This is a genomic window from Sorangium sp. So ce1504 (genome assembly GCF_051521635.1).
Taxonomy (GTDB): Bacteria; Myxococcota_A; Polyangia; order Polyangiales; family Polyangiaceae; genus Sorangium; species Sorangium cellulosum_B.
Genome location: NZ_CP150365.1, coordinates 12,697,283 through 12,720,916 on the forward strand (window position 1 = coordinate 12,697,283; position 23,634 = coordinate 12,720,916).

The 23,634-nt window shown below is 70.2% G+C and carries 13 protein-coding genes; 7 read left to right on the top strand and 6 right to left on the bottom strand.

Annotated elements, in window-relative coordinates; all coding sequences use genetic code 11:
• Nucleotides 1-7: 7 nt before the first annotated feature.
• Together WMF39_RS47905 and WMF39_RS47910 are read left to right on the top strand one after the other, a co-directional pair.
• A complete protein-coding gene (locus tag WMF39_RS47905; RefSeq protein ID WP_437743113.1) occupies nucleotides 8-1,312 on the top strand; it encodes a DUF1552 domain-containing protein in 1,305 nt (434 codons plus the stop codon).
• Between the two features lie 429 nt (nucleotides 1,313-1,741).
• Entirely contained in the window at nucleotides 1,742-2,437 is a 696-nt protein-coding gene (locus WMF39_RS47910; protein WP_437743114.1) for a hypothetical protein, read from the top strand.
• Between the two features lie 304 nt (nucleotides 2,438-2,741).
• Here the strand turns inward: WMF39_RS47910 and WMF39_RS47915 are convergent, their stop codons facing one another.
• Entirely contained in the window at nucleotides 2,742-3,470 is a 729-nt protein-coding gene (locus tag WMF39_RS47915; protein ID WP_437743115.1) for a helix-turn-helix transcriptional regulator, read from the bottom strand.
• A gap of 85 nt (nucleotides 3,471-3,555) precedes the next feature.
• Between WMF39_RS47915 and WMF39_RS47920 the strand changes: the two genes are divergently transcribed.
• Nucleotides 3,556-4,284 (top strand): glutathione S-transferase C-terminal domain-containing protein, encoded by a 729-nt coding sequence (locus WMF39_RS47920; protein ID WP_437743116.1) that lies wholly within the window; start codon nucleotides 3,556-3,558, stop codon nucleotides 4,282-4,284.
• Between the two features lie 64 nt (nucleotides 4,285-4,348).
• Here the strand turns inward: WMF39_RS47920 and WMF39_RS47925 are convergent, their stop codons facing one another.
• Nucleotides 4,349-6,835, bottom strand: coding sequence for a beta-propeller domain-containing protein (locus WMF39_RS47925; RefSeq protein WP_437743117.1), 2,487 nt, complete (start codon nucleotides 6,833-6,835; stop codon nucleotides 4,349-4,351).
• Between the two features lie 804 nt (nucleotides 6,836-7,639).
• Between WMF39_RS47925 and WMF39_RS47930 the strand changes: the two genes are divergently transcribed.
• Complete coding sequence (locus WMF39_RS47930; RefSeq protein ID WP_437743118.1) at nucleotides 7,640-8,482, top strand: Uma2 family endonuclease; 843 nt, start codon at nucleotides 7,640-7,642, stop codon at nucleotides 8,480-8,482.
• A 51-nt stretch (nucleotides 8,483-8,533) separates the two neighbouring features.
• On the opposite strand, the gene WMF39_RS47935 is transcribed toward WMF39_RS47930, so the two are convergent.
• A complete protein-coding gene (locus WMF39_RS47935; protein WP_437743119.1) occupies nucleotides 8,534-9,175 on the bottom strand; it encodes a mannan-binding protein in 642 nt (213 codons plus the stop codon).
• 394 nt (nucleotides 9,176-9,569) lie between these two features.
• Between WMF39_RS47935 and WMF39_RS47940 the strand changes: the two genes are divergently transcribed.
• On the top strand, nucleotides 9,570-11,447 hold the full coding sequence (locus WMF39_RS47940; RefSeq protein WP_437743120.1) for a sigma 54-interacting transcriptional regulator: 1,878 nt from the start codon (nucleotides 9,570-9,572) through the stop codon (nucleotides 11,445-11,447).
• A 77-nt stretch (nucleotides 11,448-11,524) separates the two neighbouring features.
• Nucleotides 11,525-13,477, top strand: coding sequence for a protein kinase domain-containing protein (locus WMF39_RS47945; protein WP_437743121.1), 1,953 nt, complete (start codon nucleotides 11,525-11,527; stop codon nucleotides 13,475-13,477).
• A gap of 28 nt (nucleotides 13,478-13,505) precedes the next feature.
• On the opposite strand, the gene WMF39_RS47950 is transcribed toward WMF39_RS47945, so the two are convergent.
• Nucleotides 13,506-16,148 (bottom strand): hypothetical protein, encoded by a 2,643-nt coding sequence (locus tag WMF39_RS47950; RefSeq protein ID WP_437743122.1) that lies wholly within the window; start codon nucleotides 16,146-16,148, stop codon nucleotides 13,506-13,508.
• 241 nt (nucleotides 16,149-16,389) lie between these two features.
• Between WMF39_RS47950 and WMF39_RS47955 the strand changes: the two genes are divergently transcribed.
• Nucleotides 16,390-21,738 (top strand): AAA family ATPase, encoded by a 5,349-nt coding sequence (locus WMF39_RS47955; protein WP_437743123.1) that lies wholly within the window; start codon nucleotides 16,390-16,392, stop codon nucleotides 21,736-21,738.
• Between the two features lie 12 nt (nucleotides 21,739-21,750).
• Here WMF39_RS47955 and WMF39_RS47960 read toward each other — a convergent pair whose 3' ends face one another.
• Entirely contained in the window at nucleotides 21,751-22,203 is a 453-nt protein-coding gene (locus tag WMF39_RS47960) for a hypothetical protein (protein ID WP_437743124.1), read from the bottom strand.
• A 120-nt stretch (nucleotides 22,204-22,323) separates the two neighbouring features.
• Nucleotides 22,324-23,481: a hypothetical protein gene (locus tag WMF39_RS47965; protein ID WP_437743125.1), complete on the bottom strand. Its 1,158-nt coding sequence runs from the start codon at nucleotides 23,479-23,481 to the stop codon at nucleotides 22,324-22,326.
• Nucleotides 23,482-23,634: the final 153 nt, after the last annotated feature.

The window sequence follows — 23,634 nt, forward strand, 5'->3', positions numbered from 1 at the left end:
GTTCGCCATGCGCAACGTGAAATTTTCCCGGCGTGCGATGCTTCGTGGCCTCGGCTACGGAACGATCTTTTGTTCTGGGCTGGCCGACAACCTCTACGCCCAAACCGTTCCGCGAATCACGCGCGTCGCCATGTTCGGTTACGCGAATGGCTCTCAGTATCAAGCGGAGCCAACCGGGGGCGAAAGAAACTTCGTGCTCAAGCCGCACATGGCGCCGCTCGAAGCCGTGCGCGACGACATCCTGGTGTTCAAGAACCTGACGCTCGCACGCGACCCCGGTAACGCGCACCGCTCGGCGTCGTATTCGGTGTTCGGCCTCGGCGCGCCGACCAGCATCGATCAGGAATTCGCCAAGTTCCTCAAGGACACGACCCCGCTGGCATCGCTGGAGATCGCGGTCGGTCAGACGTCCGGCGACGGCGGCGTCATCCCCGGACTGTCTCAGGTCGATGGCAGGTTCATCCCCAGCGTGAGAAACCCGCTGGCTGCGTATCAGCGCATCGCCGACCGCATCAGCGGGGGCGGCATGTCCATGAGCACGCCGAGCGCTGCCGAGCAGGCACTGCTCCGCCGTCAGAGCGTGCTCGACTTCATCAAGGACGATGTCCGGTCCTTTCGCGGGCGGCTCGGGCCGGAGGAAGCCGTCAAGATGGACTTCTACCTCGAGTCGCTGCGCACGCTCGAACGCGGTGTAGGCGGCAGCATCCCCAGAGAGAGCTCGTGCAAGGAGATCGAGTCGCCGCTGCTCAGCAAGGACACCATGATGAACGACATGCCGGAGCACAGCCGGCTGTATCTCGACATCATGGCGATGGCTTTCGCCTGCAACATCACTCGCGTGGCGACCATGATGTGGGGCGGCGGTGAAAACAACGAAGCCGTCAAATTCGGTGACATCGATATCTCAGCCTGGCACTCCGTCTCACACGGCGATCCGGACGGCGCTCCGGGACAACAAATCACTCGGCTCCAGGCCTATTTTGCGGGAGAGTTCCGCTATTTCGTCGAAAAGCTGAAAGGCATTTCCGACGGCGAGTTCTCGCTGCTCGACAACACCGCAGCGGTTCTTTGCACCCAGAACGGCAGCAGCCAGTTGGGCTCCGCCCAGAACTTCGCCGAGACCGACCACCCGCCCCAACACGCACCTTTCGTGGTTGCCGGCAGCTGTGGAGGTGCTTGGACGACCGGGCGCCTGCTCGACGCCGGCGGGCGCAATCACAACGACGTTTATGTCAGCATTGCTCGGGCGATCGGCATGGACGTGACGTCTGTCGGCCGCGCTAACTGGTGTCGAGGTCCGCTCATCGCATAGCTGGCGGCCGATCGCGGCGCGGCAACGGCAGTGCCGTGCCGCTTCGCGGGTTCCCAATCCCTTGACCGAGCCCCGCAGGCTGTGGACTGAGGGCGGCCCCCTTCCCTCTGTGCCAACATCCAACCTCACGACCGACGACGAGCGCTGATGGACATCATCGAAGCGCTCGATGACATGCACGTCCCCATCGCGCAGGCGTGTGAGCTGCGGAACATGGTTTAGCACATCACCCCACCGATCGAGTACGAGTCCCTGCCGGGAGGCGTGCAGGGACGCCTCTTCCGCCAAAAGACGCCGTCACCCTGCTGCGACTCGTCACGCGTCCACGCCATCGTGATTCTCCGGGCCCGACGGAGCGGGAAGCGGCCCACCCAAGGAGGAGCACATGGTTTCTCTCGCACGCGACCTGAGCCTTGCGGCGCGGCGGTCATGAGCGCGGTCAGCCGCGAGCTGGTCTTGGCGCCCCGCGCGGATCAGCCGTTCGGTCCCGAGCTGTTCGAGCTGCGCAGCGCGCCCATACCGCGTCCGCGCCAGGGGGAGGTGCTGGTCCGGAATCCGATCATGTCCTGTGATCACACGCAGGTCGCCTGGCTGTTCGGCGGATGCTCGTGTGCGCCTCGTATTGCTGCCGGTCAGGTCATGAGGGCGTGGTGTGCGGGCCATGTGGTGGAGTCGCGCCACCCTCGCTTTCGGCCAGGCGATCGCGTGTGGGGGACCCTTGGATGGCAGGATTACGCGCTCTCTGATGGAGAGGGCATCCTGCCTCTTCGCAAGGTGCCGGACGACATCCCGCTCGGCTGTCGGCTGGGTGTGGCCGGCATCAACGGAGTGACCGCTCACCTCGGCCTGGTCGAGACGGCTGCGATGCGCGAAAATGACACCGTGGTGGTCTCGACCGCCGCGGGCGCGACAGGCTCGGCCGCGGTCCAGATCGCGAGGATCCTCGGGGCGCATGTGGTGGCCATCGCAGGAGGGCCCGAGAAGTGCCGCTGGCTGGAAGAGGAGCTCCGCGTCGCGGACACCATCCGCCCCCGTCGGCGTGGGGCGCGGAGAGAATCTCGGTCACGCTCGGCCGAGCCGCGTTGTGCGGACATGGCCCTCACCGGATCCTCTCTGCGATCGTAGACGGTCGAGTCTGGATCCTGTTCGCGATCGACGTCCTCGCGAACCTCGGGTTCCTCGCCGTCGTCTTCCTCTGGTGCGAGCCCCGGCGGGGCGGAGCGCCGCGCCGTGCAGCGTGGCCGTACGGTGGGACTGGTGATGCCGCGGGCCCTTCACCGCGGGCGACGCGACGGCGGAGGGCGCCCCGTTGGGCCACACCGGAGCCGCCCTCGGCGGCGAAACAGGCGGAAGCCATGAGAATCGCTACTGTTTCCAGCGACCGCTCGTCATCGAGCGGCTTTTCTGGCGCGATTGCTGACACGCCGATCTAGCGCGCCCTGGTCGACGTCGCGCCGGCGCGCTCTCGCAGCTTGCCACGCGCGCGCATGTGCGCGAGCCACCGCGCGCGGAGGGCGCTCGGCTTCTCGGCGTAGCGCTCGTCGAGGAACCTGGCGCCTGTCACGCGGTCCGTGCGGAAGTGGCGGAAGTCCTGGCGGAGCTCGCACCACGCCGCGAGGAGCCGCGTCGACTCGAGATAGCCCACGATCACGGGCCACACGACGCGCTCGCTCTCGCTCCCCGTCTCGTCGCGGTAGCGAAGCGCGATCTTCGTGCCGGCGCGGATCGACGCCCGCACCTCGGCCAGGTCGAGCGCGTCGGGCGCCTGGTCTTCCCCGACCGGCACGCCCGTCGCCGGCTCGAACACGAAGGGCCGCAGCCGCTCGGGGACCGCCGCGGCGATCTTCGCGATGAGGTCCTTCGCCGCCCGCTGCAGGGCGACGTCCCCGCGCTGGGCGACCCACTGCGCGCCGAGGACAGCGACCTCGATCTCGTCGGGCGTCAGCATCAGCGGCGGCATGTCGAAGCCGCGATCGAGCACGTACCCCGTGCCGGCCTCGCCGCGGATCGGGACGCGCTGGGCCAGGAGGTCCGCGACGTCGCGGTACACGGTGCGCTTCGACGTCTCGAGCTCCTCGGCGAGCGCCGCCGCCGTGATCGGCGCCCGCTGCCGGCGCAGGATCTGCAGGATCTGGAACAGGCGATCGGCGCGTCGCACGGGGATGCTGACACCAGGTTGTCAGCAGGGCAGGGCTACATCAAGCGCTGTCCACGGCGCACCCACAACCGCTCGGAGATTGCACATGATCACGCTCCACAGCTTCGGCCCCATGTTCGGCTTGCCGGAGGCCAGCCCCTACGTCACCAAGACCGAGGTCCAGCTCAAGCTGCTGGGCCTGCCCTACACGAAGGAGCGCGCGCGGCCCGATCAGTCGCCGAAGGGGCAGCTCCCCTTCATCGACGAGGGAGGCGCGCGCATCGCCGACTCGCACTTCATCCGCGAGCACCTCGAGAAGAAGCACGGCAAGGATCTCGACGCCGGCCTCGACGCCCGGCAGCGCGCCGAGGCGTGGGCCATCGAGCGCATGATCGAGAACCAGCTCGCCGCGGCCTCGGGCTGCGCGCGCTGGCTCATCCCGGAGAACTTCGCGAAGGGACCGGCGAATTTCGTCAACGGCGCGCCGGAGGAAGTGCGACCGAAGCTGCGCGAGGAGCTCCTCGCGCGCGTCCGCGAGAACTTCCGCGCGATGGGCATCGGGCGGCACTCGGACGAGGAGATCGTCGAGCTCGGCGCGCGCTCGCTCTCCGCGCTCTCCGTGCTGCTCGGGGACAAGCCGTACCTCTTCGGAGCGCGCCCGGCGGGCGTCGACGCGACGGCGTTCGCGGTGCTGGCGGGCCTCCTCACGCCGTTCTTCGACTCGCCGCTGCGGCGCAGGGCCGAGGGGTTCGCGAACCTCACCGCGTACACCGCGCGGCTCATGAAGGAGTTTTACCCGGATCACCCGTGGGAGGCGGCGCGGCCGGGCGCCTGAGCGGCGCAGCGCCGCCGGCCCGGACGGGGCGGCGGCGCTGCGGCAGATCGCGGCCTGGTTGGCGCTACTCCTCGGGGGTGGGCGCCGGCTCGGGCGCCGGCGCGGGCTCCGCGACGCCGCCGTCGACGCCGGCGCACGCGTACCCGACCGAGTCCGGGGTGGGCAGGGGCAGCGACGCCACCGGCGTCGCGAGGTCGTCGAGCGCGTTCACGAGCACGCCGCCCTGGGAGTACGAGTAGACGTAGTCCTCGATGAACAGGCCGCGCTGCACGGCGGCCCCGCCGTAGGTGCACCCCGACGGCACGCTGCTGAAGAAGCCGCTGTGGTCGACAGCGCCGAGCCGGCTGAACCCGTCCTCGACATCGACGTTGAACAGCTCCAGCGTGCTCGACATCGCGCCGGTCTGCCCGTCGAAGCTCACGAGCGGGAAGGCGAGCACGCCGAGCTCGCCGTAGTACGTGAACGCCTTGTGGTTGTACTCGGCCTCGGAGTGCATGTACTCCGCCCCGTCGAGCGCCTCCTTGTGCAGGAGCGCGGGCGCCGACGCGTTCGTGACGTCGAAGATCTGAAGAGCAAGGCCGGTCACCGTGCCGTCCTCCTCGCCATCCCTGCCGATCGTCAGGAGGTGCCCATCGTCGAGCGGGTGCATGTACTCGCTGAAGCCGGGGATCTTGAGCTCACCCGCAACGGAGGGGGACGCCGGGTCCGCGAGATCGATCACGAACAGCGGATCGACCCGGCGGAACGTCACGACATAGCCGCGATCCCCGACGAACCGGGTGGACTGGATGGTCTCGCCGGGGGCAAGGTCGGTGACGGCGCCGATCTTCTCGAGATCGGTCCCTTGCGCCTCGAGGACGAACACGTTGTTGCTGGTCGTCCACCTGGGCTCCGCCTGCACTTGCGAGGTCGTCGAGACGCGGAGCTTGCCGTTGTGCTCATCGAGCGAGAACTGGTTGATGATGTGGCCGGGCACCGAGCCTGACGCGACGTACCCGGGCTGGCTCGGGTCGGCGATCAGATCGAACTTGTGCAGATGGGTGAGGTTCGTGCCGACGAACATCTCGCCCGGCGCCGCCTGCTCCTGCCAGGAGCGCGCGGCGACGTAGAGCGCGTCGTGGCTCGCGTACACGGTGTCGGTCGCGCCGACGATCGAGGTCGACTCCGGCGCCGCGGCGAGGTCGGCGAGGTCGAGCGACTCGATCTGCGTCAGGCCGTACGACGTCGTGCCGGCGTCCGGAACATAGAAGTCCGAGCAGCTCGCGTCGAGCAGCGTGACCGCCTCTCCCTGCTTCTCGAAGCGGTACGGCAGCCACGTCGAGAGCGGCGCGTCCTCGATGATCGCCGCGTTCTCGGTGCGGAGCTGCTCGAACGCCGCGGTCCACGCCTCGGCGGTCTCGGGGTACTCGGTCAGGCCTGAGGGCCAGTAGCGGAGCGCGGGGCCGTGAGCGCCGCCGGTCAGCACCGTGCGCACGTTCGGGCCGGTGCGCCGCGCCGAGCTGTAGCCCCCCTCGAAGTACACCTCCTTGACCACGCTGGGTGCGCCGCCGGCGAGGCTCAGGACGGTGATCTTCGTGAGCGGCGCCCAGACGTCGCCCGAGCCGGGCACGTCGATGCTCGGCTCGTCGGGCGGCGGCTCATCGGCCCCGCCGCCGTCCGGAGGCGGGGGCGCCGGCGCTTCGCCGCCGGACGGCGCCTCGGCGTCGGGGGGCGTGTCGTCTTCCGACGGCGTATCACCGCCGGACGGTGGCTCGGTGTTGTCCGGCGGCAGCGGCTTCGCGTCTCCGCCGTTGGCGGGGGTCCCCGGCGCGCCGCTCGGCGCGCTGGGGTCTCCTGGCGTCGGCGCGACGCCGCCGCCGCCGATCATGGTGTCGATGAGCAGGTAGTCGTAATACCCCGGCCGCGGCGTGACGCCTGCCTGCTCGTAGATCGCCGCCCCGTTGACCGACGAATAGACGACGACCTTGTCGCCTGCCACGAACATCTCGAGGGGCGAGCCCTCGATCGCGAGCGAGCTGCCCACCGCGAGCGACGACGCCGGCCACGCCGTCAGGGTGTAGAAGCTCTGGCCGTGGAGCACGTAGATGTTGTTGCCGTCGGTCTTGATGATATCCGCCTCATCGACGCCGGCGACCTGGGTGTTCGTCTCGGAGTGGGCAGGGTCGGCGCCGCTGCCGCTGTCTTCCCCCGAGGCCTCCTGGCCGGTTCCCCCGTCGTCTGCTGTGGGCGGCACCGGGGCGGGCGTGTCCGTGGGATCCTCGGCCCCTCCGGGGACGCCGACGCTGCCGTTGTCGACGCCGCCAACGGCGGCGCCGCGGGGGTAGCCGTACGCCGAGTAGCTCGCGATCGTGGCGTCGATCTGGGCGTTCATCTTGGCGAGCGCGTCCTGCTTCAGCAGCGCTTCGAGGTCGTCGCAGGACTGAGCCCGGTGGAGCGCCGCCCGCTGAGAGTCGACAGGCTCGCCAGGCGTTGATGCCGTCTCGCATCCGACGGCGAGGAGGCCTGTTGCCAGGAGGAGCCAGAGGGAGGAATGGGTGCGGTGGGTTCGCATGGTGTCTGCTGCGTTCGCAAGGCCCGCGCCAGCCGCCCGCTCGCTCGATTCACCGCGCTTCGCTCGCGCGCCGCGCCTGTCGCGCCGCGGAGAGCACGACATGCAAGCACTGGCCGCAGGCCGCTTGGCACACGTGTGCCAGACGGATGGCAGGACTGTTGGTTTCCGTCAGTGCGGGATGATGCCGACGTTCATGGGACCCGGAAGCACACCTTGTGGGGTGTGCTCTCTGAAACGTCCCTTGAATTCCGAGAAAATGGAACAGGGAGGCGAGGAGACGCGGAGAACAATCCACTGATCTCCCTGTCTCCCCGTCTCCCTGTTCAAATCCCCGCTATCGATGCCAATAAGACGAGGTCTTGCCGTCGACGGTGGTGGCCTCGGGTGACCATTGAGGTCAGCTGCCTTGGATTCGTGCGACTGGCCATCTCAGACGCTGCCCTCGTCTCGGCCACAGGAGGTGACGAAGATCCGGTCTCCGTCGGAGAAATGCGCGGGTGACATCTTGGGTGGCCCGAGCCAGACCATGGTTCATGGTGTCCGAGCCGCCGGACGAACCCTGGGCGAGGACGATCCTCGCGCCGGGCCTCGGGGGGCACCAGCAGCGGATCGCGAGATCGCTCTGCGCGAGGCTGCCGCCGTTGCCGATGTGAAGAAAGGTTCGAGCGGGTAGGAGGCATGGCCCCATGTCCCTGTCAAGCGTCCGGCAGGGGCACGTCGCGTGGCTTTGTTGCCGCGCTTGCGTCCGTTGCGTCCGTTGTCTCTGCTGCCCCGCGGGGCCTGTCGGGGTGCTAGTTTCCTCGCGTGGCATCGCCGAATCGCATCGGGTTCCCCCTTACCCCTCGGCGTTCTCCCCGCGCGCTCGTGCTCCGCGATCTGTCGCCGGAGGAGGCCGGCGCCGCGATCGACTGGTCCGGCTGGGTTCTGCCCGATGACGCGGAGCGCCCTGACAAGGCCGAGCGGTCCGAGGTCGTCCGCCTGCTGCTGTCGGTGATCGCGCAGCTCGCGCGCGAGCGTGGCTGGGCCGACTTGTACGCTGGTACCGGGCACCTCTTCGCGTGGGTGCGGAGCGAGCCGTTCGTGCGCGTCCTGCCGGACCTCTACGTCCTCGATCATCGCCCGTTGCCGCCCATCCCGCGGCAGTGGCAGACCTGGCTGCCGGGCCATCGTCCGCCGCGGTTCGCGCTGGAGGTGGTCGCGGGCGACTGGCGCCGTGCTTACGACGACGCGCCGGCGAAGTACTGGCAGCTCGGCTGTCCCGAGCTCCTGCTCTTCGATCCCGAGGCGGCTGCCGCCCTCGCGCCGCTCGCGGAGGAGCGGGTGCCTCTCCAGCTGTACCGGCGGGACGCGGACGGCACCTACCTGCGGGTCCACGGAAGCGGCGATCCCGTCTGGATCGAGGCGCTCGACGCGCACCTCGTCGTGTTGAAGGACGGCCCGCACCCGACGTTGCGCGTCGCGCGGACCTCCCGCGCGACGGATCTCGTGCCGGCCGAGGAGGAGGCCCTCCGCGCCGAGGGCGAGGCGCGCGCCCTGGAGCAGCGCGCCCGCGTCGCGGAGCAGCGCGCCCGCGCCGCCGCCGAGGCGCGGGTCCGCGAGCTCGAGGCGCGGGTGCGCGACCTGGAGGCCCGCGTGACCCGGAGGTGAGCGCGGTGCGCCGGTGGATGGGTGCGCGCCGCCGAGCGGGTCGTCGTGACGTCAGGGCGTGCAAGCGCATCCGCAGACGGACATCTGGCCCGAGACGCTCGTGCTCCACTGCCCATTCCAGGCGCGGCTCGTGCCGCAGGCGGCCGGGCACTTGCTCGGGGCGTCGGCGTTGCTCCAGATGGGCCCGGCCTCGAGCGACACCGTGGCCGGCGGGGTGAATGCGCACTCGCAGACGGACATCTGGCCCGGGACGGTCGTCCACCATTGCCCGTTCCACTTCGTCGCGCTGCTGTACGCGGCGCAGGTGTTCGGACACTGCGTCTGAGCGTGGGTGTTGCTCCAGATGGGGCCGGCCTGCACGACGGCGGCAGGGCGCGGGCTGCATTCGCAGACCGACATCGCGCCCGGAACGGTGGTCCACCACTGCCCGTTCCAGTTCATGTTCTGGGGGTTGCAGACGTTCGGGCATTTGGTCTGGGCATCGCTGGTGTTCCAGATGGGCCCGGCCTCCAGCGCGAGGTTCTTGGCGACGCACGCAGGGCCGAGCGCCTGCGACGCCTCCTCGACGGTCTCCTCGTCCGCAAACGCCTGCTCGGAGTCGCCTTCCTCCATCGGCACGCTGCAACCCGCGATGAGCATGATGCCGAGCGCGCTGGAGGTGAAGAGTCCGGAGAGGATGTGTTTCGTGTTCATGGTCGGCTCCTGGAGTGGTCGGTCCGGTGGATGTCTTGGGTCGCGATGTTCGCCGCCCGTCAGCTTCTGGTTTCGGTTGTTTGCAGCGTGCGTGCCACCAGGGCGCGCTCTCCTCGGAAGCGCCAGGCCCTCTCTGTCAGCGGGCAGAATGCGAGCGGCGCCCGCGCGTTTCCGGGGGCGCGGCGCGCCCGCCGACGGCCGCCTCGGCAAGACCTTGCCCGCAAGAGATCGCCGTCGCGAGTTGCCCGGCAAGAGGTTGCCGGCGAGGATGGGCCGAACGTAATCGAGGTGTCCTTCCGGCTACAGCGCGGCGGAGACTCATGAGCGACCGGGTCCGCGGTGGCTCTTGGACCTCCCGAAGGAGCCTGATATAGAGACCAGCGAGGCGGAGTGCATGCGGACAGGCAAGTCGGTGCAGGACGACGCGGCGAAGACCTGGACCCTGGCGGGGAGGTCGATCTCTGCCGTTCAGCAGACCGCGGCGCTGGGCATCGCCCTCGTCTGGCAATACGCCGGAAAGACGGAGAGACGTTTGCTCTCGCCCGACACGCCGCTTGTCGTGGGGCGCGCCGCGCCTGCCGCGCTCTGCATCGACGATCGTACCCTGTCGCGGGAGCACGCCCGCTTCCTCCTCTCGCGCGGGCGGGTGTGGGTCGATGACCTGGGATCCAAGAACGGCACGTTCCTCGACGGCCGCCGCGTCTCCCGCGCCGGGATCGCGATAGGGGATGAGGTCGTGCTCGGCAGCGTCGCGCTGCGGGTGCAGGCGTTCGGCGCCGGGGGCGAGTCCCTCGATCTCGAGGGAGAGGAGAAGCTCCTGCGCCGCGTGGAGGACGAGCTGACGCGCGCCCGGCATTTTCGCCGCCCCTTCGCCCTGCTCCACGTGCGCATGAGCGCGGCGGTGACGGCGGAGGGCTGGATCAGCGCCGTGCGCGCCTGCCTTCAGCCCGTGCACCGCGTGGCGCTCTACGGCACCTGCGCTGCCCAGGTGCTGCTGCCCGAGGCCGGCGCCGAGGAGGCGAGCCGCACCGCGCAGGCCATCGCGGCCTCCTTCGTGGGCAGCGACGCCCGGCTCCTCGTCGGCCTCGCCCTCTACCCGGACGCCGGCAGCACCGCGGACGAGGTCTTCGCGGCCGCCCGCGAGGCGGCCCGCCACGCCTCGCCCGAGCGCCCGGTGGCGTGCGGCCCCGCCGCGACCTCGGTGCTCGCGCGCGAGGAGCCGGAGGAAGGGGGGATCATCGCCGGCCAGCAGATGCGCGAGGTGATCGAGACGGCGAGGCGCGTGGGCGCCTCGCGCATCCCGGTCATCCTTCACGGCGAGACGGGGACCGGCAAGGAGGTCGTCGCGCGGATGATCCACGAGGGCGGCCCGCGCCAGGGGCGGCGCGTGGTGCGCGTCAACTGCGGCGCGATCCCGAAGGACCTCGTGGAGAGCACCCTGTTCGGCCACGAGCGCGGGGCGTTCACGGGCGCGCTGCAGCAGCAGAAGGGCGTGTTCGAGGAGGCCGACGGCGGCACGGTGTTCCTGGACGAGATCGGCGAGCTGCCGCCGCCGGCCCAGGCCGCGCTGCTCCGCGTGCTCGAGTCGGGGTCGTTCAGCCGCGTCGGCTCGAGCCGCGAGATCGAGGTCGACGTGCGCGTCGTCGCGGCGACGCACCGGGATCTCGAGGCGATGGCCGCGTCGGGCGCGTTCCGGGCCGATCTGTACTATCGGCTCGGCGGCGTCGTGATCGACATCCCGCCGCTGCGCGCTCGAACGGACGAGATCGAGCCGCTCGCGCGGCATTTCTTGCGCGCGGCCAGCGCGGCCAACGGGCGGCATGTCGAGGGCATCACCCCCGAGGCGCTCGCCCTGCTCTGCGCGTACGCGTGGCCTGGCAACGTGCGCGAGCTGCGCAACGTGATCGAGCGCGCGGTGGTGGTGACGCCCGGCGCGCTCGTCGGCCTCGAGGATCTGCCCCCGAGGGTGCGCGCGGCGGCGGCGCGCGGCGAGTCGGAGCGCCCCGCGGACCGGGGGACGGACGCGGAGCTCGGCGGCGCTCCGCCGGACGTGGCCGTGTTCTGCCCCACGCCGTCCGCCCCGAAGGAGGCGCCCCCCGAGGGCGGGCAGGTCCGGGGGAAGGTGCAGCAGTACGAGGCCAAGCTGCTCCAGGACATGCTCGAAACCGCGGGCTGGAACCGGACCGAGGCCGCGCGCCGGCTGGGGATCCCGGTGCGCACGCTGTCCTACCGCATGAAGGTCCTGGGGGTGAAGCGGCCGTCTCCTCGATGATGCGCAGCCGTCGTCGGCGAGCGCCCGCGTCTCGAACCTGAGCAAGCGCGCTGGGAGCTCGCTACACTGCGCTGACCATGCTGAATCGCACGATCGCGCGGAAGTACGCGCTGAGACGAGAGATCGGACGCGGCGGGATGGGCGTCATCTGGGAGGCGTTCGATCAGGTGCTCCGGCGCCCCGTGGCGCTCAAGGTGATGACGCCCGAGCATGTCAGCTCGGACTCGGCGCGACGCCGATTCGAGCGAGAGGCGATGGCGATCGCGCGGCTCCAGAACGAGCACATCATCCAGATACACGACTACGGCATCGACGAAGATTGCCCGTACATCGTCATGGAGCTGCTCGAAGGGGAGGACCTCGAGGCCAGGCTCACCCGGGAGCGGCAGCTCTCGCCGTCGGCGACGCTCGCCCTGCTCCGGCAGATCGCCATTGGCCTGCAGGTGGCGAGCTCCGCGGGGATCATCCACCGCGATCTCAAGCCGGCGAACGTCTTCCTGGCGCGGAAGGAGCCAGGAGAGTGCGTGAAGCTCCTCGATTTCGGCGTGGTGTGGACGGTCTTCGAGTCGGACGAGGAACAGCAGGGCTCGTTCGGCAGGGTCGTCGGCACGCCGTCGTACATAAGCCCCGAGCAGGTGCGCGCCGTCGTGCCGGATCACCTGAGCGATCTCTGGTCGCTCGGCGTCATCACCTACAGGGCCCTCACGGGCCGGCTCCCCTTCGCGGCGAGCGGGATCGGGGAGCTGCTCATCAGCATCTGTACCGATCCGTTCCCGGCGCCGTCGAGCCTCGTGCCCGGCCTGCTGCCCGGCTTCGACCGCTTCTTCGAGCACGCGCTGGCGAAGGACCCGGCGCAGCGGTTCCAGTCCGCGGCCGATTTCGTGGCGGCGTTCGCGGCGGTGATCGATGCCAGCGGGGGCCCCGCCAAGATCCTCATCGCCGACGATGAGCCCGACGTGGCGCTCATGATGAAGCTGCTCTTCCGGCAGAAGATCCGCGACCGGGTCTACGAGTTCATCTTCGCTGACAACGGCGAGAACGCCCTCGACGAGCTCCGGCGCCACCCCGACATCGACGTCGTCGTCACCGATATCAACATGCCTGTGATGGATGGCCTCACGTTCCTCGGACGCGTCCCCGAGGTGAGCCCCTTTGCGAGGACGGTGATGATGTCCGCCTACGGCGACATGGGGAACATCCGGAGCGCGATGAACCAGGGCGCGTTCGATTTCCTGCTCAAGCCGATCCAGCGCGGCGATCTCGAGGCGACCATCGACAAGACCATCAAGCACGTCGCGGAGCTGCGGAGGAACGCCCGCTCGGACGAGGAGAACAAGATCCTCCGGCAGTTCACGAGCGCGGCGTTGATCGAGCGGATCCGGGAGATGGGCCCCGCGATCGCGCTCGCGAGCGAGGCGGTCATGGCCACGGTGGCGTTCATCGACATCTTCCAGTTCACGCCCGTGACCAGGGAGAGGCTGCCCGGCGAGGCCATGAGGCTGCTCAGGGCCAACTTCGAGGTGATCGTCCCGGAGCTCGTCGCCAAGGGGGGGGTCGTCGACAAGTTCCTCGGCGACGCGGTGATGACGGTGTTCCAGGGGCCGGATCACCTGTCGCGGGCGCTCAGCGCGTGCGTGGCCGTCCGCGCGCAGATGGCGGCGGTGGCGCGCCGCGCCGGCGAGGGCTCGCCGTATACGCAGGGGATCTGCGTCGGGCTCTCCACGGGGCAGGTCCTCTCCGGCAGCGTCGGATCTCAGGCGTACGGCCGGCTCGACTACACCGTGCTCGGCGAGGTGGTCAACGCCGCCGCGCACCTCGCCAGGGCGTCGCGGCCCGGGGAGATCCTCGTCGAAGCGACGGTCCGCGAGGCCGCGCAGCAGCTCTTCGATTTCGAAGAGGTCGGCGCGAGGAGCCTGCTGCCGGGGGCCCCTCCCGTCAGCGTCTTCAACCTGGTCAAGCGCGTTCCGGTCGACGTCATCGCAGGGTGCGAGCCGACCGTCGGAGTCCACTCGACGACCACCATGCGATGAGGTCGCGAAGGCGCTGGCTCGAAGCGCCTCAGCGCGCCGCGAGGCGGTGGCGGCCCTGGGGCACGCTCGTCGAGGCCGTGCCGCTGGCAGCGTCGTAGCGCGTCGGCGCGGGCTTGCCGTCGAGGGTGAGCTGCGCGTCCTTCTGGGAGACGGCGATGCCGACCTGCGCCGCGCTCGAGAGCACCAGCTCCGCGGCGACGCCGGCGCCCTCGGGCCGGAGCGACGCGGACACGGGCGACGTGGCGAGCAGCAGGGCGCGGCCGCCGACGCTCAGCGAGGTGCCGGCGTCGACCTGGGCGCGCTCGAGCGCCCTGTGGCGCAGGAGCAGCAGCGCGCTGCGACCCTGCAGCTTCGCGGAGGGCACGCGCGGACCGTCGCCGACCTCCACCGGCTGCGCGCCGTCGGAGACCAGCGCGAGATCCTGCGTGTCTTGCTCCGCGATGGAGACCAGCGCGGCCGAGCCGCTCCCGCCGCTCACCTTGAGCGCCTCGACCGCCGGCTTCGGCTCGCCCGCGGTGAGGTCGCGCGGGTAGAGCACGGTCAGCCATTGCGTGCTGGAGGCGATGTAGCGCGCCACCGAGAACGGGTGCCGGAAGGTCATGTTCGGGAAGAAGTTGGTGAAGCCGCTTCGATCGACCGAGAAGGCGTCAGGTCGGGGGACGTAGACCACGTCGAGCTCGAGCTCGCGCTTGCCGTCGTCGGTCCGCGTTGCCCACACCAGCCGGCCCGCCGTGGGAGCGGACGGAGCGCGGCCGGCAGCGTCCGGCGGGATCGGCGCGCTCGGGGCGAGCCCGGTCGCTGCCTCCGCCGCCAGGTCGCTGGCCATCCGGACCTCGCCGCAGACGTCGCCGCAGTCCACCTGGGTGCTGGACGAGGTGGGCCTCGCGGTGGCGTAGTCGGTGCAGATGGCGGGCGCGCCCGGCCGGCAGCCCAGCCGACCGCTGTAATGGAGGTGGGTGTCGTAATAGTGGAGCATCGGTTGGGCCGAGCCGACGCCCGAGGAGATCATGTGATCGAAGACGACCACGTAGCTCCTCCGCGCGAGCGCCGCCGTCCGCCGCGTGGACACGTCGGGCACGTTGACGTAGTCGTCGATCGTGACCGTCGAGGAGTCGAGCTCCCCGGTCAGGAACGAGGCCCGCAGGATCGCCGGATCGTCCACGGGCCGGGTCAGATCGCTGAAGACACCGAGCTGGCGCCACGCGGGCGTCTGGTAAGTGTCCCGGATCCCCTTGAAGCTGTCGACGGTGACCAGGTTGTGCGACTCCGGGCTGAAGTTGACCCAGTAGAACAGCGAGGTGTGGGAGCTGCCCGCGGGATCGTAGTTGCGGCCGTCGCCCGGATCGATGATCAGGTATTGCCCCTTCGCGTGCAGGAGGAAGCTCGTCTGGTCGGGCTGGCTGTGCGAGGACGGCCGGTACTCGTGCTCGGTGGTCATCAGCAGGTGAACCGCGTCCGCGCTCCAGCCGGAGCGCAGCGAGGTCATGTCCGAGGTGACGATCGAGGTGTACGAGGGCTCCTTGAGCTCCTGCCCCCCGGCGGCGGCCTTGGCGATGTCGGGATCGGTATAGAGGATGCTGTAGACCGGGTTGTTGACGGCGGCCTTGCCCTTCGCGCTGAGCCAGCCATAGAAGCCCTTCGCGTCGCGGCGCCCCTCTTTCTCGCTGAGCATGCTGGCGGCGATGCTGCTCAGCTGCAGGGGCTCGCGCCATCCGGTCTCGATGGTGGCCGCGTTGCCGTCCGGCATGGAGAGGGCGGCCCCGTAGCGGAGCATGCGGGCGATGCGGGTGTCATTGCCCCAGGCAGCGGGCGTGTTCACCGCGTTGATGTAATCCCGGCCGTCGTGCGCCCCCCCGGAGAGCCGCTTCATGGCCTGGAGGTAGGGCAGCATCACCGAGAACACGTCGTCCTGGTAGCTCGGGCCCTCGACGTAGGTGCCGTCCTGGGTGAGGCAGGCTTGCACGTAAGGGCCGTAGGAGCGGAGGGCGAAGAGCGACTCCAGCGGCGCGTCGCCGAAGAGATCGCGCTCGACGGTGCAGGCGTGATCGTGCTCGCCCAGGGTGTAGCTCAGCGTGGCCGCGCCGCTGCCCACGCGATAGCGGAAGTTGGTGACGTACGTTGTGTTGAACTCTTCGTACACATCCATCGTCTTCCCGAGCGCGTCCTCGAGCTTGTCGCGGATGGCCGCGTCGTCGTCCGCGCTCAGCGCCGGCTGCACGAGGTCGTAGGTGTAGGCGTAGTTGAGCAGGCTTCCGCCCCAGTACCAGGCGCCAGGCGTCTGGTTCCAGCCGGTGGCGGTGTCGCCCGCCTTCAGCAGCGCGTCGCGCGCCGCCTTCAACGCGTCGCCGCGCTGCTCGATCACCCAGGAGAGGGCCCCGTACAGCGCGCAGTTGGAGAGCTGGAATTCTTTTACGTCCGTATTCGTGGAGGGGGCCCCGCACGGGTGGCCCTGCCCCGGCGGGCCGCGGCGGACATCGTCCATCCAGGTCTTGTAAGGGTCCTGGGTGACCCGCTGGCGCAGGGCGGGGATGTCGTGGCGATCGAAGGCGATGAACGGGTGCTTCCGCTCGTGGATCTGGACGGGCGCGCACGGGGGCGGCTTGGAACAACCTCCGAGGCCCACCAGCAGGATCCACGGCGCGAGGACCTTTCCCCCCATTGAGCGGAGCATGAGGGGTCTTGTTATCAGCACCGCAATACGGGCGTCAATGTGGGCCGCCTCGCGGCCACCTCCGGCGGGAGGAGGCTCCGCGCGCGCGTTCGGTCAAAGGAGCGTCGAAGGCGCGTCGAAGGAGCGCCGGCCCGGCGGGGACATGGCTTTGTCCCGCGGACCGTGGTCCAATCCGCACCCATGAGCGCCGCCCTCCGCCACTCGCCCCGCTGCCCCGCGGCGCTTCGAGGCTAGATCCAGCATGGTCCTGCCCGGGTACGAGATACAGGCTCAGGTCTACGACAGCACCAACACCCGCGTCTGCCGCGCCCTGCGCAAGGCGGACGGGGAGCCCCTCATCCTCAAGATCCTGAAGCCGCTCCGCCCGTCTCCCGAGCGGCTCGCCTGGTTCCAGCGCGAATACGATATGCAGCGCGGGATCGAGCTGCCCTGCGTCCCCCGGGCCTATGGCCTCGGGCTCGAGCTGCAGGGCTGGACCATGGCTATCGAGGACTTCGGCGGGGAGTCGCTGGACAGGCTGCTGCGCCGGGGGACGCCGCCGCTCGCCGAGGCGCTGGACATCGCCGTCCGTGTCGTGGACGCGCTCGGGCAGCTCCACGAGCAGCGCATCATCCACAAGGACATCAACCCCTCGAACATCGTCTGGAGCGCGGAGCGGGAGCGGCTCGCCATCATCGACTTTGGCATCTCCACCGTGCTCTCGCGGGAGAACCCCGTCCTCAAGAGCCCGGACGTGCTCGACGGGACGCTCATGTACATCGCCCCCGAGCAGACCGGCCGGACCAACCGGGCGATCGATTACCGCACCGACTTCTACTCGCTCGGCGTCACCCTCTACGAGCTCTTCACCGGGGCGCTCCCCTTCCCGGCGCAGGACGCGATGGAGCTCGTGCATTGCCACCTGGCGAGGCTCCCGGCGCCTCCTCACGCGCGGGCGAAAGGCGTGCCGAGGGCGGTGTCGGACGTCGTGATGCGGCTCCTGGAGAAGGCGCCCGAGGCGAGATACCAGAGCACGTACGGCATCAAGGCGGATCTCGCGGCGTGCATCGCGGCGCTCCGCGAGACGGGCGCGGTGGGGGCGATCGACCTCGGGGCGCGCGACGTGCCGGAGCGGTTCCAGATCCCCCAGCGGCTCTACGGCAGGGAGCGCGAGGTGGAGGCGCTGCTCTCGACCTTCGAGCGGGTCGCGCAGGGCGCGCGGAGCGCCGTCGAGGGGGCGCGCGGGGCGGCCGAGCTGCTCCTCGTGACCGGCTCCTCGGGCATCGGCAAGAGCGCGCTCGTGCGCGAGCTGTACGAGCCGATCACGCGGCGGCGGGGGTACTTCATCGGCGGGAAATACGACCAGCTCCAGCGGGCGACGCCCTACGCGGCCGTGGTGGCGGCGTTCCGGTCGCTGGTGCGGCAGATCCTCGGGGAGAGCCAGGCGCGGCTCGCGGGGTGGCAGGAGGCGCTGCGCGGCGCGCTCGGCCAGAACGGGCAGGTCATCCTCGACGTGATCCCCGAGGTGGAGGCGATCCTCGGGCCGCAGCCGCCGGTGCCCGAGCTCGGGCCGACGGAGACGCAGAACCGCTTCAACCTGGTGCTCGAGCGCTTCCTGCGCGTCTTCGCGAAGCGGGAGCACCCGCTCGTGATCTTCCTCGACGACCTGCAATGGGCCGACGCGGCCAGCCTGCGGCTGCTCGAGCGGGTGCTCGGGGAGGAGCGACTGGCGCACCTCTTCCTGATCGGGGCCTACAGGGACAACGAGGTCGGGCCGGCTCACCCGCTCACGATGACGCTCGCGGCCATCCGCGCGTACGGGACGGCGGTGCGCGAGATCCACCTCGGGCCGCTCGCGCGCGAGCACGTGGAGGAGCTGCTCGGCCAGGCCATGCACGCGGAGCCGGAGCGGGTCCGCCCGCTGGCGGAGCTCATCGTGCGCAAGACCGAGGGCAACCCGCTGTTCGTGAGCGAGCTGCTGAAGGCGGTGCACAAGGAAGGCTTCATCGCCTTCGACCGGCAGCGGGGGCGGTGGCAATGGGACCTCGGCCGGATCGAGGCGAAGGGCGTCACCGACGGCATCATCGATCTCATGATCGGCAAGATCCGCAGCCTGCCGGCCGCGACCCAGCAGGCGCTCAGCCTCGGCGCCTGCATGGGCAGCGAGATCGACGGGCGCGCGCTCTCGCTGGTGGCGGGCAGGTCCGAGGAGGCGCTGTCCCAGGCGCTGTTCGCGGCGGCGCTGGAGGGGCTCCTGCTCCCGGCCTCCGAGCTCGAGGTGGTCCAGGACTCGACAAATCCCTCGCTGCTCGTGCGGCATTACCGGTTCTTGCACGACCGGGTGCAGCAGGCGGCGTATGCGCTCGTCGAGGAGGCGGAGCGGCCCGCGGTGCACCTCAGGATCGGGCGGCTGCTCCTCTCGAAGATCAGCGGGCCGGAGCGGGCCGAGCGGATCTTCCAGCTCGCGACGCACCTGAACCAGGGGCGGGGCCTCGTCACGGATCCGGTCGAGCGGCTCGAGATCGCCCGGCTGAACCTGGAGGCCGGGAAGCGGGCGAAGAGCTCCACCGCCTATGCCGCGGCGCGGGAGTACCTCGCCGCGGGGCTCGCGCTCCTGCCCGAGGGCTCCTGGGGAGAGCACCACGATCTCACCGCGGATCTCCACCGCGCGCTCGCGGAGGCCGAGGGGCTCAACGGCAACCACGCGCGCGCCGAGACGCTCGCCCGGGCGCTGCTCGATCACGCGCGGACGCCGCTCGAGCAGGCCAGCGTCTACGACGCGCTCGTCAGCCATTGCACCATGGTCGGGCGGTACGCGGAGGCCATCGACGTGGCCCGGCGCGGGCTCGCCCTGCTCGGCATCGACCTGCCCGAGCGGGATCTCGGCGCGGCGCTCGAGGCGGAGCTCGCGGACGTCGACCGCCGGCTCGGCGATCGCCCCCTCGACTCGCTGCTGGAGGCGCCCGCCGTGGAGGACCCCGCCGGCAAGGCCGCGCTCAAGCTGCTCTCGAACGTGCTCTCGGCGACGTTCTACGTGGACCGGCAGCTCTACGCGTTCACCGTCACGAAGTCGGTCGGCCTGAGCCTCCAGTACGGGCTCGCCCCCGGCGCCTGCTCGATCTTCGCGTTCTACGGGATCGTGCTCTCGGGGTTCCGGGGCCAGCAGCTCGCGGGCTACGAGATGGGGGTGCTCGCGGTGCGGCTCGGCGAGCGGTTCAACAGCCCCGGCGACGTCTGCAACAGCTGCTTCGCCCTCGGCAATTTCCTTCTGCCGTGGGTGAAGCACCTGCCGGCGGCCCAGGCGGTCAACGACGCTGGGTACAAGGCGGGGCTCGAGGCCGGGGAGCTGCGGTACGCGGGGTATATCCTCATCTACAAGCTGTTCAACCAGCTGTACGAGGGCAGGCCCCTCGCCCAGGTGCTCGCGGATCTGCCGGAGTTTTTGCACTTCAACCAGAAGAGCAAGAACCAGATCGCGATCGACATCATCCGCGGGCTGGAGCTCGCGCTCGCGGACCTCTCGGACAGGGCCGGGGGCGCCGCGCCGGATCCCGCCGCCGAGGCCGACTACCTGGCCGCATGCGAGGCGAACCAGAGCGTGATGGCGCTCTGTTACCATCACATCCTGAAGACGCAGACGTTGTACCTGCACGGCGATCTGGCGGGGGCGCGCGCCGCGGCGACGAGGGCCGAGGCGCTCATCTCCGCCGTCACCGGCAACGTGGCGTCGGCGGAGCACCAGTTTCATCATGCGCTGTGCCTCGCGGCGCTGGCCGACGGCGCCGGGGCGGACGAGCGGCGGGCCTTCCAGGAGGCCGCCGCGGCGAGGCGCGATCAACTGGGGCGCTGGGCGGAGGTCTGCCCGGAGACGTTCTCGCACATGCACGCGCTGGTCGGGGCCGAGCTGGCGCGGCTCGCGGGCGAGACCGGGGAGGCCATCGAGCTCTACGAGCGCGCCATCACCGCGGCGAGGGCTCACGGGTTCCTCCAGGACGAGGCGCTCGCGAGCGAGCTCTACGGCAGGTTCTGGCTCCGGCGCGGGAAGGAGCGGCTCGGCAGGGATTACCTTGCCGACGCGCGTTATGGCTTCGAGCTCTGGGGCGCGCGGCGCAAGGTGGCGCTGCTCGACGCGGAGCTCAACCCGCCGCAGCCGCTGGCCGAGGCGCCCCTCGACCGGACGACGCTCACCACCACGAGCACCCGGCAGCAGACGTCCCGGGTGCTCGATCTGGGCAGCGTGCTCAAGGCGTCGCAGGCGATCGCCAGCGAGCTCGTGCTGGAGCGGCTGCTCACCAAGCTGATGACCATCGTCATCGAGAACGCGGGGGCCGAGCGCGGCGTCTTGCTGCTCGCGCAGGGCGAGGAGCTCATCCCCAGCGTGGAGGCGCGCGTGGATCCGGCCGACCCGCGGGCCGCCCCTGCGGTCACGGAGCTGGATCTGGTGTCGTCCGTGGAGGGGGGGCAGTTCGCGGAGAGCATCGCGGTCTACGTGGAGCGGACCCGCGAGAGCGTGCTGCTCGGCGACGCGGCGCACGAGGGCGATTTCACCCAGAGCCCCTACATCACCCGGAACCAGACGCGGTCGGTCCTGTGCATGCCGCTCCTCAACCAGGGCAAGCTCATCGGCGTGCTCTATCTCGAGAACAACCTGGCCACGGGCGCGTTCACGCAGGAGCGGCTGGAGGTCTTGCGGCTGCTCTCGGCCCAGATGGCCGTGTCCATCGAGAACGCGGTGCTCTACGGGCAGCTCGAGCAGCGGGTCGGGGAGCGGACGGCGGAGCTGCGGAAGAAGAACGCCGACCTCGAGGAGGCGCTGCATCACCTCAAGGCGACGCAGTTCCAGCTCGTGCAATCGGAGAAGATGGCCTCGCTCGGGCAGCTCACCGCGGGCATCGCGCACGAGATCAAGAACCCGCTCAACTTCATCAACAACTTCGCCGAGGCGAACGTCGATATCACCGCCGAGATCCTGGACGGGCTCGCGTCGAACCGGGATCTCCGGGTCGCCGAGATCGAGGATCTGGTGGTGAGCCTGAAGCAGAGCGCCGAGAAGATCGCCGAGAACGGGCGGCGCACCGACGGGATCGTGCGGGGGATGATGCAGCACGCGAGCGGCGGCACGGGGGAGCGCCAGAGCGTCGGGCTGAACGGGCTGCTCGATCAGTACGTGAGCCTCGCCTACCACGGGATGCGGGCCCAGAAGCTCGATCTCAACGTGATCATCGAGCGCGATTACGACGGGGCGGTGGGCGCGATCGAGCTGGTGCCGCAGGAGATCGGGCGGGTGTTCGTGAACCTCCTGACGAACGCCTTCCACGCGCTGCGAGAGAAGCAGCGCTCGGCGGCCGGTCCGTACGTGCCGACGCTGATGGTGAGCACGCGGCGGCTCGGGCGCGAGGTCGAGATCCGGGTGCGCGACAACGGGGTCGGCGTCCCCGAGGCGCTGCGGGACAAGATCTTCCACCCGTTCTTCACGACGAAGCCCACGGGCCAGGGCACGGGGCTCGGGCTGTCGCTGAGCTATGACATCGTCCAGGCCCACCGGGGCACGATCCGGGTCGATGGAAAGGAAGGCGAGGGCGCGACGTTCATCGTCGTGTTGCCTGGCTGAGACCCGGGCTCGCTATTGCGGGGCGGATCCCTGGGGCCAGCGCCGCGCGAAGACGTTGTTGTCCCAGGCGACCGCGATCTCCGCGCCGCCTCTGAGCGTCATCCCTATCGCCTCGTAGATGAGCCGCGTCCCCGGGACATAGCCGAGATCCTGGAGCGCCTCCGGGACCGGCTCGAGTTCCCAGCGGACCAGGTAGACGCCCTGCGCGCCGAGCCGCTGAGCGATCATGCGGCCTTGGGCGAAGGTGGTCCCGTCGGGGCGCAGGGTGGTGACCGAGTATTCGCCCTCGAAATTTCCGGGCGGGCCGCTGATTTTGGTTCCGGTCTCGCGCGCGAGCTCACCCTCGTAGAGGGCGAGGGCGAAGGTGCCGTCGACGTTGCCCGTCTGGAGATCGAGGCGGAAGACGATGACGCCGCAGCTCGTCGGCGCCGGCTGCTGCGGATCGGAGATCTGAACGATCGGCATGGGGGCTCCTTACCCTGATCCAGCGTGCGCGGGGTACACTGCTCAGCTCGGAGGCGCAGGATCGGGGCTCGCGTGTGAGGCAGCGCTCGAGATCCAGTCTGAACGGCACCGCACAGCGGATTACGCCGGTCGCAGGATCTGCCGCACCGAGTCCACGTCCGTGACCCGGTGCAGCACCGGCTGGAGCCCGGCGCCCGGGGCCTCACCGAAGGCGCCGCTCGCGGCGACGGCGCGGGCGCGCGGGCCGTCGAGCACGAGGAACACGTCCCTCAGGCCCCCGGCGCCCGGCGCGTCGATCACGTCGACGATGCGCGAGCGATCGAGGTGCAGCTCCTCGTCGCCCCGCTGGATGAGCACGCGCCGGTCGGTGATGAGGTACCGCGTCCGCGCCGAGAGCCGCGCGGGGCGCACCACCGACATGTAGAGCATCGCCGCGCCCGCGGCGACGAGCAGCACGATCGTGAGCGAGAGGGACGCGACGAGCGCCACGAAGGAGACGCTCTCCGGATCCATGCCCGCCGCGGTCACGATGCGGATGCTGCGCACGGCGTGCATCGCCGTGACCACCGCGAAGCCGCCGAGGAGCACGCCGAGCAGCACCGAGCCGACGCCGCGCAGGCCGTTCGGGAGCCACTTGTGCCAGCCGTCGGCCGGGTGCGCCGACCAGAGCACCCGCTCGCCCTCGTCGAGGCGCTGCGAGAGCAGGCGGTGACCGTCGCCCGCGGGCGCCGACGGGACCACGCCCCGGAGGATCGCCCAGACGCGATCCGGGGCCACGACCCCGGTCAGCACGATCGACAGCCGCCGCCGGAGGGCGCCGGTCGGCACCGCCCTGACGAGCTCGAGGTCGCCGACGCCGGGGTGCTTCGGGTTCCAGTGGATGCGCGCGTAGCTGATCGACCGCCGCTCGATGGAGCGCCGGAGCTTCCCGCGCTGCACGACGATGTGCCGATCGGTGAGCATGTACTCCAGCTCCGAGCGCCACCAGCGCGGCAGGTAGCTGAACGCCACCGCGAGGCTCGCCATCCAGGCCGCGAAGGCGAGCAGCTGGTTCGGCGACGCGTCGAGCGCCTTGCTCACGACGATGGCGGACGCGGTGCTGATCGCGGAGGTCACGCCGCAGACCGCCGCGCCCACGAGGTAGAGCATCGGCGTCGCGACGACCTTGGGGCGTCCGGACCAGAGCACATGCTCATCGAACACCGAGTCACGCATCTCGATGGATCCTCCGTCCGGGGTGAGCTGGCCGGCGCCGCCCTCGCGCGCGAGGGCGACCACGTTAAGGTGAACCCGCCGGCCGGGGTCGTAAAGGGGGCTCTCGCCATCGCCCGCTGTACGCTGTACGACCAGAGCGCCATCGGTAACCACGCGCACGCGCGGCCGTCCTTCGCCGTGCGTCGCCGGAGCGGGCGGAAGCGGCGCGCGGCCGTC

What these genes read in the sequence shown, in the direction of transcription:
- WMF39_RS47925 (WP_437743117.1), bottom strand. Translation starts at nt 6,835, where the DNA reads ATGCGAACCCACCGCACCCATTCCTCCCTCTGGCTCCTCCTGGCAACA.
- WMF39_RS47920 (WP_437743116.1), top strand. Translation starts at nt 3,556, where the DNA reads ATGATCACGCTCCACAGCTTCGGCCCCATGTTCGGCTTGCCGGAGGCC.
- WMF39_RS47935 (WP_437743119.1), bottom strand. Translation starts at nt 9,175, where the DNA reads ATGAACACGAAACACATCCTCTCCGGACTCTTCACCTCCAGCGCGCTC.
- WMF39_RS47940 (WP_437743120.1), top strand. Translation starts at nt 9,570, where the DNA reads ATGCGGACAGGCAAGTCGGTGCAGGACGACGCGGCGAAGACCTGGACC.
- WMF39_RS47945 (WP_437743121.1), top strand. Translation starts at nt 11,525, where the DNA reads ATGCTGAATCGCACGATCGCGCGGAAGTACGCGCTGAGACGAGAGATC.
- WMF39_RS47905 (WP_437743113.1), top strand. Translation starts at nt 8, where the DNA reads ATGCGCAACGTGAAATTTTCCCGGCGTGCGATGCTTCGTGGCCTCGGC.
- WMF39_RS47950 (WP_437743122.1), bottom strand. Translation starts at nt 16,148, where the DNA reads ATGCTCCGCTCAATGGGGGGAAAGGTCCTCGCGCCGTGGATCCTGCTG.
- WMF39_RS47960 (WP_437743124.1), bottom strand. Translation starts at nt 22,203, where the DNA reads ATGCCGATCGTTCAGATCTCCGATCCGCAGCAGCCGGCGCCGACGAGC.
- WMF39_RS47955 (WP_437743123.1), top strand. Translation starts at nt 16,390, where the DNA reads ATGGTCCTGCCCGGGTACGAGATACAGGCTCAGGTCTACGACAGCACC.
- WMF39_RS47910 (WP_437743114.1), top strand. Translation starts at nt 1,742, where the DNA reads ATGAGCGCGGTCAGCCGCGAGCTGGTCTTGGCGCCCCGCGCGGATCAG.